At 35.9% G+C, this 13,291-nt stretch carries 11 protein-coding genes; 5 read left to right on the top strand and 6 right to left on the bottom strand.

Annotated features, from left to right (window positions below; translation table 11 throughout):
- Positions 1 to 76: 76 nt before the first annotated feature.
- Complete coding sequence (locus CW752_RS11995; protein ID WP_101239951.1) at positions 77 to 1,327, bottom strand: hypothetical protein; 1,251 nt, start codon at positions 1,325 to 1,327, stop codon at positions 77 to 79.
- A 201-nt stretch (positions 1,328 to 1,528) separates the two neighbouring features.
- On the opposite strand from CW752_RS11995, the gene CW752_RS11990 reads away from it, so the two are divergent.
- Together CW752_RS11990 and CW752_RS11985 are read left to right on the top strand one after the other, a co-directional pair.
- On the top strand, positions 1,529 to 1,987 hold the full coding sequence (locus CW752_RS11990; RefSeq protein ID WP_133121686.1) for a hypothetical protein: 459 nt from the start codon (positions 1,529 to 1,531) through the stop codon (positions 1,985 to 1,987).
- Positions 1,988 to 2,101: 114 nt separating this feature from the next.
- Complete coding sequence (locus CW752_RS11985) at positions 2,102 to 2,590, top strand: GNAT family N-acetyltransferase (protein WP_101239949.1); 489 nt, start codon at positions 2,102 to 2,104, stop codon at positions 2,588 to 2,590.
- Between the two features lie 469 nt (positions 2,591 to 3,059).
- Here the strand turns inward: CW752_RS11985 and CW752_RS11980 are convergent, their stop codons facing one another.
- The 3 genes from CW752_RS11980 to CW752_RS11970 all read right to left on the bottom strand — a co-directional run bounded on the left by CW752_RS11980 (position 3,060) and on the right by CW752_RS11970 (position 5,151).
- Positions 3,060 to 3,368, bottom strand: a complete 309-nt coding sequence (locus CW752_RS11980; RefSeq protein WP_101239948.1) for a 5-fold beta-flower protein — start codon at positions 3,366 to 3,368, stop codon at positions 3,060 to 3,062.
- A 240-nt stretch (positions 3,369 to 3,608) separates the two neighbouring features.
- Complete coding sequence (locus CW752_RS11975; RefSeq protein ID WP_101239947.1) at positions 3,609 to 4,325, bottom strand: DUF6796 family protein; 717 nt, start codon at positions 4,323 to 4,325, stop codon at positions 3,609 to 3,611.
- Between the two features lie 13 nt (positions 4,326 to 4,338).
- On the bottom strand, positions 4,339 to 5,151 hold the full coding sequence (locus CW752_RS11970) for a siderophore-interacting protein (protein WP_101240008.1): 813 nt from the start codon (positions 5,149 to 5,151) through the stop codon (positions 4,339 to 4,341).
- 181 nt (positions 5,152 to 5,332) lie between these two features.
- Here CW752_RS11970 and CW752_RS11965 point away from each other — a divergent pair, with 181 nt between their 5' ends.
- Positions 5,333 to 6,322 (top strand): helix-turn-helix transcriptional regulator, encoded by a 990-nt coding sequence (locus CW752_RS11965; protein WP_101239946.1) that lies wholly within the window; start codon positions 5,333 to 5,335, stop codon positions 6,320 to 6,322.
- A gap of 197 nt (positions 6,323 to 6,519) precedes the next feature.
- Here CW752_RS11965 and CW752_RS11960 read toward each other — a convergent pair whose 3' ends face one another.
- Positions 6,520 to 7,431 (bottom strand): helix-turn-helix domain-containing protein, encoded by a 912-nt coding sequence (locus CW752_RS11960; protein ID WP_101239945.1) that lies wholly within the window; start codon positions 7,429 to 7,431, stop codon positions 6,520 to 6,522.
- A 54-nt stretch (positions 7,432 to 7,485) separates the two neighbouring features.
- Complete coding sequence (locus tag CW752_RS11955; RefSeq protein WP_101240007.1) at positions 7,486 to 8,424, bottom strand: NAD-dependent epimerase/dehydratase family protein; 939 nt, start codon at positions 8,422 to 8,424, stop codon at positions 7,486 to 7,488.
- A 563-nt stretch (positions 8,425 to 8,987) separates the two neighbouring features.
- On the opposite strand from CW752_RS11955, the gene CW752_RS11950 reads away from it, so the two are divergent.
- Together CW752_RS11950 and CW752_RS11945 are read left to right on the top strand one after the other, a co-directional pair.
- Positions 8,988 to 10,358: a T9SS type A sorting domain-containing protein gene (locus CW752_RS11950; protein WP_101239944.1), complete on the top strand. Its 1,371-nt coding sequence runs from the start codon at positions 8,988 to 8,990 to the stop codon at positions 10,356 to 10,358.
- A gap of 9 nt (positions 10,359 to 10,367) precedes the next feature.
- The coding region (locus CW752_RS11945; protein WP_228401729.1) for a SpvB/TcaC N-terminal domain-containing protein at positions 10,368 to 13,291 on the top strand (2,924 nt) is incomplete at its 3' end.

Genomic DNA, 13,291 nt, shown 5'->3' with positions numbered 1-13,291 from the left:
CTCAATAGATCATTATCAAAACAAAACCATCATTGCGTTATGATGGTTTTTATTTTTAAATATTTTGTATTTGCTGCTATTCATATTTTGAAAAATCCACTGCAAAAATACATCTGTTGACCTGGCTTCCATTCTGCGCTCCGGCATTGGGCTCATATTCTGTAAGACTCCACAGATAATTATATTGGGATTCATAATAAAGGGATTCTGCACCATATGGCCATCGGTAACGCACGGTGTCATCAGCCCCATCGGTATATCTTGCCAGTCTGGCATTGGAACCGTAAGAATTGCTTGGAGATCCGGTACAGGAAAGCCATGTTCTGTTCCCTTTTCTAAATACACCCTGGATACCATGGGCATGATTATCTGCAAAAAGGCTATTCTTGGGAACTACGGCAATTATTCCCGAGTTTTGAAGCATTCCGCTGGTGTCTACAGGAAAACCAAAAACCTTAGGGACAATGGAAGCATCAGCACTGCCTGCATAATATTGTCCGGTCCAGAGCTGAGTCCCTTCATCATTAACCTGTATGGTAGAGAACGGATTTGCATTATTGATCTTCTGATATCCTGTTTGGGGCAATATATACCGATAGTTGAAGGCGAATAAATTACCATTGGCATCTTTACCACATTTATCATTCGTATTGTCTCCTGTACTCACCTCAATAATTTTATCAAGATCGAATATGCGAACTCCCAAATTGGTACTGCTGAGGTACACTTTGCCTTTAAAATAAGCAATACCTCCGGCATGTACTTTCAATGAAGCAAAAGAACCATACTGGGTATACGTGGCTGTACTTGTCGGAATATCAGGTTGTACCAGCAAAATATGCCGATACGTTAAATAAGTACTTGAACTTGGGCTAATGTCAATCAGAGTAATACGTGAACCTTTATATTCAGCATCATCCTTTGCATACCAACTCACCAACAGGTACCGAACGCCATCTTTGGTAAATCCGGCAATACCCTGCGGCCTCCAGATCGATGTCGTTTCATCATCAGTGTTCCACCGAATACCCCTTACCCTGTTTTCTTCCGGAATATTGAATCCGTAGACTTCAGTATAAGCATTCCCGCCAATGGCCTGTCGATTTTTATTAATTTGGGAAGGATTTAAAAAGCTAAAACCGGAACTGATATAAGCACCGGTATCTACAAAAGGATTAACACTAACATCTGTCGCAGCGAGTCTGCCGGTATTGGATTTTGAAGAAAACTCTTCCTCCATCGAAGCTGAAGTCAATTGATTATTCTGACATCCGATGCCCGTCACAGCAAGCATAAGCATCCATCCAAGTATTTGTCTTTGAATCATGATTAGTTTTTAAGTAAATAATAGGATTTAATAATTTGTAAATTGCTTACGAAACTACCGGATTCCATTGTTATTAAGATGACCTCAGCATTAAATCTGCATTAAATTATCATTTTCATCAAGTATCATATCGCATGCGGCTCATTTTGTAGAATTGATAATAGTATTTATATTCGGGAATAAAAATATCAGATGATCTTAATGAAAATAAAATCTTGGTTTAAAAAATATAAATATCAAATTCTGATTATATTTTTCTTCTTGCTTTCGCTATGTTTTAATGCTTTAGTAGTTCAAGATTATGATGGAATTAAAAAATATTCCGGACTGGAACTATTTTTATCCGGATTTTTTGCTTTTTTAGGAGGTGGAATATTTGAAACTTTGGTTTGGTCCTCGAATATTCTTGCATTAAATTCGCTGTTTTTTTCAAAAAAGTATCCTCAAATTGGAATATTGTTTTCCTTTTTAGCATTTGGAGTTTCAATAAGTTTTATAAAATGGAATGAAATTTTAGTTAGCGAAAGCGGTAGAAATGGAAAAATAATAGAGTTAGATTCGGCCTATTGGATTTGGATATTTTCAATTTTATTATTAAATATTTTAAACCTGGTAAACCTAATAGTAAAGTTTAGCACTAAAAACAAGAAACCGAATTAAATTGATTATTCCAACATCCTGGCCAACAGTAGTTATTGACTTAGGCATACCACAAGTTCACTTTCCACCTCAATATTTAATTATATTTGACGATACACTAAAAAATCGACCAAAATGAATAATACTCAATATGAGATACAACTCAGACCTACAACGGTTGAGGATCTCGATCTTCTTTTTCAATTTCAGCTTGACCAGGAAGGCAGACACCTTGCTGCATTTACTTCAAAAGATACCGTCAATAAAGAGACTTATCTAGCCAAGTACACCAAATTACTGAATGATCCGACAGTCAACAACCAGACCATTATAGCTGATTCAATGATTGCAGGAAGCATTGCCAAGTTTGTTATGATGGGTGATACAGAAATTACCTACTGGATTGATAAAGAATTCTGGGGAAAAGGCGTTGCATCATCAGCGTTGAAAAATTTTCTTACCCTAGAAAAAAACAGGCCCATTTTTGGACGCGTTGCCTTTGACAATCTTGGTTCGCAGAAAGTCCTGGAAAAAAATGGCTTTGTTAAAATCGGTACTGACATTGGTTTCGCCAACGCCAGACAAATGGAGATTGAGGAATATATTTACAGACTTGATCGTTAATTAGGAAATACGAAAAGTCAGATATACAATCTCAAACTAGGACATATTCAGGATCAGGTACAAAACTTGGGGACTAGGTAAAAAATGAATTATATTTTTACTCCTCTAAAAACTTTATACTGAAATTTTATTTAGATGCAAAGACAAGATGCAATTGATCATTGATAAGGGACCTAAGAGAGCGACAAAAATCGCTGATGAAGCGATGTAGATATGCGTACGCTTAGAAAGAATCAATACAATTGATTCAACCTTTGCTTCCAAAATACAACACCAAATAATAGAAATCCTTTGCGTGAAATTTTTAAATTAAATAGATCTAAATATTCTAAGCTCCAGCTTTTGCTCTTGATCCCATATTCATAAAGTATTCGTCCATTGATGATGAAAATAAATCCTCTCGAAAGTTGGATCGATTATGCTGATCTGCGGAATTTGTGTGATCTGCGGGAAATTACAAAGCCAATGATCAGTTAAGTTTAAAAAAGAAATAAACGACTGCTGCCCATTCTTTTTTTATTCCTTTAGCATAACCAATCGTACTGTGACTGCTATTTTCTACTGTTCCATCATCTTTGATGTACCCCAAAGTAGAATGGCTGCTATTCTCTATGGTACCGTCTTTTTTAACGTAACCTACCGTAGAATGGCTACTGCTTTCAATCGTTCCGTCCGATTTAATATAGCCATTTGTATTGTGACTTCCCGACTCTATCAATTGTGCACTTATAATGGAAATATTGAAGAAAAGAAAACCAATGAATATTGTTTTTTTCATGATTTTAAATTTTAATGGTTATTATTTTTTGATTATCCTAAGGTACTCAAAAATCTTGATTCCTATTTCGTTCTACTTCTAACTGAGACTAAATTATAAGCTTATATTTGCTTCTACTCGTCAGGATATTTTTCATACTAATAAAAGTCGATTTACATTCATATCTTTATAAAAATTGAGCACTTTTTTAGTGCTCAATTTCAAATTTACTATGCAAAGATCATGGTTATTAGTTTTATTTTAAACATGATTAAGTCTCTTTCTAAAAAACAACAGCAATGAACTAAAGAATACTAAATAAGCAATATTAAATATCGCTCCCCCAACCCAGCCCGAATAAGGAAGGGGTAATAATCCTTTTATAGGAATGATAAACAAAGTCAGAACAAATGGAGTCAATAGTGCCATCCATCTTGGAAGCAAAGTTTTATTCAATATAATGCATATTACAAATGAGATCCAGCCGACTGCCAAAACTACGATGGCTGCTCCCCAGGCGATATTAAGCATTTTCATAAATCCTCTGCCTGTTTCTAAAAGATAGGAATGGGCAATCGGATCCGTATGATATATCGCTTTGTAGATTTCGCCAACATAAAAGAATCCGGCATGGCCCAAAGGAGATAATACCGCCCCTACCAGCAAAACCCAATAAACAAAATCCGAATACCATTGTTGAGTCTCTTTAAAAAATTGAAAAACCAACCAGGTTGCCGGCAGCAACAACGGACCTGTAAGGGCTCCGATCAAGGCTCCGAACATCAAACGAGATGTTGATCCCTCCAACATTAAAGTCGCAAATTCTACATTTACCTGATCAGCATACGTCTTTGAAAACAATGGATAATCAGCAGGGTTCGGATCGAATCCGGCAACAAAAATATCACCAGTCAGCCAACAAAGAGATACCGTTATTGCTGCTGCAAAAGACCAGTTTATTTTATTTGAATATTTCATATTTTAAAATCGTTTATTTAGCTGCATTTTCCTCATGTCTTTCTGTCGCTGATTTATCTTCAGCTACTCCCGATTTCCAATATGAATACGCATATAACTCTTCCTGTTTCCACTGTTTTTCTTTTCGGAGATAATGACGGATTTCTTTAACAGATGAAAATTCTGCAGCCACATATCCTGAACGGGATTCCTCCGGTAGGGTTTGTTGCTTGACGATCTCCGCCAATCGACTTCCTTTTTGGGGATTTTCATTATGAACCCAGATAAACCTGATATCTGCTAATGTCTGCAATTCCAGTTCATCAATTTTGCTATCTACTTCAAGAATACAGATCCCTTTTGATGATGGTGGTAAATCCTCCAGAATCGAAGCAATGACGGGAATTCCCGTTGCGTCGCCTACCAAAAAGTAGTTGGTGGCTTTTGCGTATAACTCGGTTTTTCCGTCTTTCATTAAAATTCCTAACACATCACCTTCTTTGGCGTTGATGGCCCAGGCTGATGCCGGCCCTTCATCTCCATGAGCTACAAAATCAATCCATATTTCATTTTTAGCAAGATCAATTCCCCGATGGGTATATGTTCGAATACTCGGGCGTATATTTTCCGGCTGAGGTTTCCATTGCATTTTTTCATAATCAAATTCAGGGAAGTGAATGGTATTCACTCCTTTTGGAGGAATAAGGATTTTATTATTAACTCCAATCGTTGTATTGGCAATTTGAGAAACTTTTTCACCCGTAAGAAAAATCCTGATATAATGCGGAGTAATGTATTTTTTTCCGGTTACAGTAAATTCACCCTGTATTGTTTCATATTTTTTCATTGTCCTTTTTCTTTTATTTATTATTCCATTTCGTATGATTAAAAACAAGTTGTTATTAAGAATCATTCTAAATAATTATTATCTTTGTGCAAAAGTAATATCTAAAGCAACACATACAGGTACGCAATAAGGAGTAAAAAGTCCGTAAAAAGGAGAATTCTAATTAAAAAATAGAGTAATAATGACATTACGAATTTACGACGATAAAATTGGAGGAAGATTGGTAGAAAAACCATATCCCAATGCTTATTTCATGGATGATGGTGATATCAAAGAGTGCATTACTTATCTGAAACCTCCTTACGGAAACGGATATTATCATGAAATCTGTTTTGAAAATGTTCATATCGGCTTTGGAAATGCATCTCTGGAAAACAAGATATTGCTTTATTTTGAAGCTGATTTTGAAAGTGTTGAAATGCATTTCTCATTGAAAGGTAAGAGTTCTGCTCTTTCAGAAAACTTTGGTTATAAAGTATGCTTTGACAGCTATCAACATAATATTATTTATGCGCATCAAATGTGTGGTCAAATGGAATTTGATGGGCAAGAAATGCAGATTCTGGAAATCAATTTAGCACCGGACTTTTTTAAGCGATTTCTTCCTGAAGATTCTGAACTATTCAACATTTTCAGAAGTTCTATTGACAAACAACATTCAGCTCTTATCCATCCGGACCATCACAAAATCAGTCTGGAGATGTATCAAATTCTTAACGATATTATCCACTGTGACAGAAAAGGTGTTTTTAAAAGAATTTACCTTGAAGCTAAAGTGGCTGAACTCCTTCTTTTGCAGCTGGAACAACTTTTTAAAAGCAAATCCTCCAAATCTTCCATACTTAAAAAAGATGAAGAAAAAATCTATGCTGTAAGAGATTTTATTGTCAATAACCTTCATCAAAACTGTTCATTAATTGACCTTGCACATCGGGTAGGAACCAATGAATTTACCTTAAAAAAAGGATTTAAGGAACTGTTCGGAACAACTGTATTTAATTTCTGGAACGATATAAAAATGGAGCATGCCAAAAAAATGCTTCTTGAAGGAGATTTAAATATTAATGAAATATCCGAAATTGTTGGGTATAAAAATCCAAGGCACTTCTCTGCAGCATTTAAAAGAAAATATAATGTAATTCCTAGTAAAATTAAAAACGAGTTTATCTGATATCAGTTAGGGATAAAAAAATTTTGAAGCTGGAAGTTATGAAAGTCATAAAGAATAATGATTCATTTGTTTTTATCAATCTTAAAGCAAAAATTAATGGCATTGTCGCCTATCAATCATTATAACTGAAAATAACTTTCAGTCTCCTTCCTCCAGTCAATTGTAACCTAATCTCTGGATTTTGGGGTCTACATAATTTAGTTAAACGATGCTCTAAATTCTAAGGGTGATAAAGAGGTACGATTTTTAAAAAGCCGATGAAAAGACTGAGGATGTTCAAAGCCTAAATGATAGGCAATTTCGGAAACCGACATGTCTGTGGTAGATAATAATTCTTTTGCCTTTTCAATCAGCCGGTTTTGAATATGTTGCTGTGTGGTTTGCCCTGTCTGTACCCGAAGCATATCGCTGAGATAATTGGCACTTAAGTTCAGTTCGTTGGCTATAAAATGGACGGTAGGAATACCATCCACAATCAGTTTATCATTCTTAAAATAATCATCCAATATTGTTTCCAATTTTGAAAGCAAATCATTATTGACTTTCTTTCTCGTCAAAAACTGACGGTTATAAAAACGATCGGAGTATTTCAACAAGAGATCAAGATTAGATACAAGCAAATCCTGCGTGAAAGAATCCATATTGGCTTCTATTTCCCGTTCTATATTATCAATGATATCGACAATGGACTTTTCTTCTTTCTCGGAAAGATTCAGAGCCTCATTCGCTGCATAGGAAAAAAATCCGTAGTCTTTTACTTTTGTCGCTAAAGGATAACCTTGAAAGAAATCAGGGTGTACGACCAACACAAATCCTTTCACCCCGTTCAAGAGTATATTATCAAACTGCAAAACCTGATTGGGAGCAATAAAATACATAATTCCTTCATCAAAATCATAATACTGTTGCCCATACCTGCACTTCCCTCCTGCGCAATCTTTTTTAAGCGCCACTACATAAAAATCTGTGATGATTGCATTAAGAATCGTTTCGGATTCCAGCTTCACATCATCAAAATTGAACACACTGATCAACGGATTTGATGACTTCTTCAATCCTAAAAATTGATGTAAAGTGCTAATTGACGAAACTTTATCCGGAGTTTTCATAAATTGATTTTCAGATTTGAATATGATGTATAAAATTAATTCTAAGTTACAGTTTTATTGTTTTCCTGAAAACTGTTCGTCTTTAATCTGGCTAATTCCTTGTTTATAAGTCGTTACCTGAAATTCAGGAAATCTGTTTCTGAACTTTGAATCATCAAATATATTATCGTATTCATATCTTGGGAGTAGCTCCAATAATTCTTTTACTTTTGGGTTGAAAAATGATCCGATCTTAAAAACAAATTTAGGAATTACAGAATATTTCAGATCTCTACCATAAATCTCGGAAGCAATTCTGATGAATCCTTGATAAGTCGGATGACTTTTATCTACCGGAAGATGCCATGTTTGCCCATACGCATCAGGGGTATTTCCAATCAGTGCTGTAGCACGGCTCGCATCAGGTGTCCAGATCAGGCTTCTTTTTTTATGAGTACTCAATGGTACCTTTAATTTCTTTCCTTCCTTGATATTATTAAAAACCAATGTATTGGTAATACTTTGTGTTTTTCCGGGACCATAAAACTCTGGGGCACGGCAAATTACCGCTTTCAGCTCACCGGTCTGAATTTCCTTCAACACCATGTCTGCCATTTCTCTTCTTACTCTTCCCTTTCTTCCTACCGGATCAAATACGGTATCTTCAGTTAAAACCCTATCATCTTGCGGATACATATAAGTATTATCAAAGAACACAAGCTTTGTTTCATTAATTTTACAAGCATCAATTACATGACGAAGTATTAATGGAAACTGTTTTTCCCAAAGATCCGAACTGATGGGAAGTCCTAATGTAAAATAAGCAATCTCACTTCCTTTTACGGCCTCAATAGCTTTTTCACGAATAGACAAATCTGCCGAAAATACCTCATCCGTATCATTTACTTTTTTAGCATCTCTGCTGACAATACGAATTTCCGAAGTAAAATTTCTTTTTAATTCTCTTGCCAGTTCTTCGCCAATCTGCCCGCTGGCTCCTAATATTGTTTGCATTTTGTTTTTCATTTTATATTTTAAAATAAAGAATCAACCTAACATATCATTGGGAGTGATAGTAATCATCAATATTTTAAAGCATTTATACTCTGTTGTTTTTGCATGACAAAGTTCAGAAGAGTGCGAACAATTAAAGTATCTCAATTAAGGTAAGTTGTAACAGAATCTCTGTTTTGGGAAATTTCACCGAAAGATATTTTTAACACCAACACAATATATCCCAATAAACAGATTTAATAAAAAACAAACACCTTTTAACCGTAAGAACAATCAACATTTGAAGAAATAAACATATCTAATTTTAATTTATTTTAATATTTATTAAAAATTTATTAATAAAAAACACACAAACATCAGAGATCTTTCATTACATTTGCTAAAACTAATAACACGCTAACATGAACAACTTAAGAACTACTATTTCCTTGGGCAGGAGGTTCTTTCCTTGCCATTTTTGGGGGTATCCCCCCACATTAAAAAATACGTTTAGGTCCGCATACTCTGCAGAGTACTTCGCATTTTAATGATTTTATCGAGATAATTAAAAAAACTAATAGCATATGTATAACAGATTCATTCGGCCAAAGCTTCTGGCCGTGCTGCTTCTATCATGCTCCGGAGCTGTGTATTCACAGTTGACGAAGCCGGAAGTACAGCTTTGGGAACGGACAATTCCCGGTACCCGCGAAGATTCGGGATGCAGTGACGGAACACTGCTTAACTTCCATTGCGGAATTAAAAACCGCTCTGCAAAAAAATATATCCGGTATAGCCGGAACAAAAGCCACACCTTAAGCCTTGTTCACATATCCAAAGACAAAGAAACGATATGGGAAAATAAGGACACCCATTCCTCTCTGGGAAACAATATATTCCAAAAAAATGAAACGGGGAAAAAACTTGAAATACGACAGAAACCAAGTATTTTTTCCTTCGTGAGCACTTCAGACGCTCTCCAGAAAAAGGATACACTTGAAATACGCTTTGATGATAAAAACCTCTATGAACTCGTATTTATTCCTAAAAGAGAAAATAAACTTGAACTTGGAAAAATCCATTCTTACCTCTCCATTAAATATGGTATCTCCCTGGAAAAAGGAAAATATTATTCCAGTACAGGTGATGTGATTTGGGATCCGGCCAAACATAAGGATTATCAATTTCGCCCTACAGGTTTAGGAAGGGATGATGGTAATGAGCTTTATCAGAAACAATCGGTAAACCAGGCTGATCTTTTCCTCACCATAGGAATGAATGATATTAAAAGGATTAATGGAGAAAACCCCACACAACTTGATGACAAAAATTTTGTAATGTGGTCGGACGACGGAAAAGATCTTTCTTTGAAACGAGACGGAAATTTTAATGTTCTTGAAAGAAACTGGGAGATCAATTTTATTGGTTCTAAAATTCCAAAATCCAATTATAAGGTAAGAATCAATAAAACGGTAATAAATCCTGATCGAAATTCTTTAGTATACTGGATGTTCCTAAAAAATGCTTCAGGTAATATCACTAAAATCCAGGGTGTTGAAAATGAAAACTACATCGATTTCAGTCGTGTAGATTTTTCAAGGGAAGGAGATCATAACTATTTTACATTTGCCTCCAGCAGTCTTAAAGATCCAAGAGAAACTAATACTTCAGGACAATCCTCCATTCATAATGAAACAGAGTCCACAATAAATCTTGATAAGATCGTTCTTTATCCAAATCCTGTAAAAAAGGGACAAAACTTTACGGTTGTATTCCCTCCTATGGAAAATCTGGAAATATCAGTTTATGACGGTGCCGGCAGATTGGTTAAACTGGAAAAGATAGACAGAAACTCAAACCATTACTTAGGGCAATTAGGAATTCAGAGTTCATATATCGTGAATCTGACCCAGAACGGAAAAATCATAAAAACTTTTAAACTAATCGTCGACTAACAGAAAACCATGAAAATAAATATCAAAAGACTTCCTTTTACAAAGAAGCCCATACTTTTGGTGTGCTTTTTTGCCTGCATGTTTGTCTTTGCCAGCTTTACACGCAGGGACAGAGATCGCGTGCGCGAGTTCAAGAAGGAGCTCATGAGCAGATGGAAGAAAGATCGAACTCAGAAACTTCTGACTGAAGATCCTCCTCATCAAAATCAGACCGAAGAGAACGTTCTGGCAAAAGAAGATAAAATGCTTTTGAAAAGTATTTTAGAATCCGATACTCATCCAGCTACTGATCTTGTACAGAATACTGTAATACCTACTTCTTTTTCGGAAGAGCCGCTTTCTATTGAAACCATTTCACATGAAGCAAGAGAAAAGCAAGGAACCATAGGAACATTCTCTGAAAACGAAGAAGATCGTATTTCGGACAATTTCTTTACAGTAGATCTATCTTCCGGTGCTAAAGAAAACGTACCGGCTTATCTTGAATATGATCTTTTTGGACTTGCTTCACACGAATCGGTTCCAAGATCTGTCAACCGTAATATCGCTGTGGGAGGAGAAATTATCGTTCCAAACACTTCCTGGACACATCAGAGAGAAGAAATCAGCTCTGCTCTTTTGCACACAGGAGTAAACACCGTTATGTTTTCTTCTCCTTCAGCAGGAATAAAATATAAAGTAAAGAACCTTAAAATTACCTTCGGCAAAAACCACAAAACCGGAAATCATTTTAATATCAGTACGATTCTTTCTGGTGATAAACTATATATCAAAGGAAATAATATCTCCTCTGGAAATGTTATTATCAATACAGAACAGGTTGCTACTCAGAACGGAGAGTTTGAAAAAACCATCACCCTTTCTGAAAAAGATAAGGCGGCAGGTACCTTTACTTTATCTTCAGGAGGCGTAACAGAAGCATTTAAAATTCCTGCTGAAACACGTTCTTTTAAAATCTCTGCCGATAACTATGCTACAGCAAAAAGCATTGACATTTTAAAAGATAAAGAATATAGCTTTACTTACGAAAATCTTGGTGTAGCTATTGAAAAAGAAAGTACAGAAGCAGCAGCCGTTCAATTTTTAAAGCTTAGAACAAAAGATTTCCCTTCTACTTCTAATGGCGTTAAAAATATTACTCCTGAAGTCTCTGCTTACAGATTTTCAGTAGTATCAGGGAAATTAAATAAAAAAGTGAAGCTTACTATTCCTTACGATGAAAAGCGTTTGGGATTGGTTTCGCCTAAGGATATCAAGACTTTTTATTTTGATTACAATAAAAAGCAATGGATCGTAGAAAAGTCTGCGGTAGTGGATACCAAGACAAAGACGGTTACTATTGAAAGTAGTGGTGATAATGATTATATCAACGGAATCATTTCGGTTCCTGAATCCCCTCAAACGAATGCATTTGCTCCAACAAGCATCAGTGGACTTAAAGCTGGTGACCCTACTTCTGCTGTACAATTTGTAAAACCTCCTTCTGCAAGTCAGAAAGGAGATGCAAATGTATCCTACCCTATCGTAATCCCATCAGGAAGAAAAGGAATGCAACCTTCTCTATCGGTAGCTTATAGCAGTAGTAACGGAAACGGATGGCTTGGTGAAGGTTGGGACGTCAGCGGATTGTCTTCAATTACCATCGATACAAGATGGGGAAGCCCGGTTTTCAGTCCTTCAGACGAAACAGAATTATATTCTCTAAATGGCGAAATGTTGGTATATGACGGAAGCTACCTTCCCCACAGGCATAACGACATTGATGAAACCAGCGGTATATATACCACCAACAAACAGAAAAGAACAGACAATTTTGCCAACAACAAAAAAGTCTTTTTCTTACGAAGAAACCATGATTTTACAAAAATCGAAAGATATGGTTCCAGCCCTGCAAACTATCGATGGGTAGTAACTGGTACAGACGGGATGAAAACCTATTACGGAGGTGACGAAAATGGAGTTGATGCACAATCTGTTATCACAAATCCGGCAGGAAACATCGTTCATTGGGGAATATGGAAAGTAGAGGATCCAAACAAAAACAATATCAAGTATGTCTATGATAATGTTTCTCCAGGTGGTTTCTCAGGAGACAATGCCAACCTTAACGGAGGACGTGTATTTCATATCAAAAGCATTATTTATACAGGGTACGACGGTGCCAATGGTCTTTATAGCGTAGACTTTGAAAGAGAAACGTCAGTAACAAGGCAGGATATCAGCATCAATGCTAAACAGGGAGTAAAAAGAATTGAGCCTTATAAGCTTAATAAAATCTATGTAAGATATAACGGTCAGCTGATCAGAAGTTATCAGATGAATTATACCACCGGTCAATTTTACAAAACACTTCTTCAAAGCATTCAAGAACTCGATCAGAACGGCGGCATTGCTTCCCGACATGATCTTGAATATTATGATGACTTAAAAACTACAGGAGCCAACTTTACGGCAGATAAGGATGTCAATGCAAGTATTGCGGATGCATTCCCTTATCTTCCGGCATCTCTTACTCCTTCTAAAATTCAAGCGAATTCATCATTTGAATGGGGAATCAACGGAAGAATCCCGGGCGTAGGAATCAGTATTTTATGGCCAACACAAAATCCTTTTGGACATTTTCAGGTATCAGGGTTATTCGGTTTTACAAAAGCCGAGGCAAAAAATGCCCAAAATCTAATAGATTTCGATGGAGATGGTATTCAGGATATTGTATATAGAAAGCCTAGCGATGGTTTATACGTAAGTTCAGGAAGCTTAGCTAATGGTAATCTTACCTTCACCTCTCCAAAGAAAATCATTAACCTACAGAGTAATTTCTCATTCACAACAACTAAAACAGATAATAAAGGAATCGATTTCGGTGCCAAAATTTTTGGTATCGGATATAATAGATCCCTTGTATGGTCTGTTTCCAGAAGTACCACTCCGGT

It is taken from the genome of Chryseobacterium sp. PMSZPI, from assembly GCF_002835665.1.
GTDB lineage: Bacteria > Bacteroidota > Bacteroidia > Flavobacteriales > Weeksellaceae > Chryseobacterium.
Note: the sequence above shows the minus strand (reverse complement) of the source record. Positions and strands in the feature narration are given on the sequence as shown.

Excerpts from the sequence above, each read along its gene's own strand:
- CW752_RS11960 (WP_101239945.1), bottom strand. The coding sequence starts at position 7,431 with ATGAAAACTCCGGATAAAGTTTCGTCAATTAGCACTTTACATCAATTT.
- CW752_RS11990 (WP_133121686.1), top strand. The coding sequence starts at position 1,529 with ATGAAAATAAAATCTTGGTTTAAAAAATATAAATATCAAATTCTGATT.
- CW752_RS11985 (WP_101239949.1), top strand. The coding sequence starts at position 2,102 with ATGAATAATACTCAATATGAGATACAACTCAGACCTACAACGGTTGAG.
- CW752_RS11970 (WP_101240008.1), bottom strand. The coding sequence starts at position 5,151 with ATGAAAAAATATGAAACAATACAGGGTGAATTTACTGTAACCGGAAAA.
- CW752_RS11995 (WP_101239951.1), bottom strand. The coding sequence starts at position 1,327 with ATGATTCAAAGACAAATACTTGGATGGATGCTTATGCTTGCTGTGACG.
- CW752_RS11980 (WP_101239948.1), bottom strand. The coding sequence starts at position 3,368 with ATGAAAAAAACAATATTCATTGGTTTTCTTTTCTTCAATATTTCCATT.
- CW752_RS11975 (WP_101239947.1), bottom strand. The coding sequence starts at position 4,325 with ATGAAATATTCAAATAAAATAAACTGGTCTTTTGCAGCAGCAATAACG.
- CW752_RS11950 (WP_101239944.1), top strand. The coding sequence starts at position 8,988 with ATGTATAACAGATTCATTCGGCCAAAGCTTCTGGCCGTGCTGCTTCTA.
- CW752_RS11955 (WP_101240007.1), bottom strand. The coding sequence starts at position 8,424 with ATGCAAACAATATTAGGAGCCAGCGGGCAGATTGGCGAAGAACTGGCA.
- CW752_RS11965 (WP_101239946.1), top strand. The coding sequence starts at position 5,333 with ATGACATTACGAATTTACGACGATAAAATTGGAGGAAGATTGGTAGAA.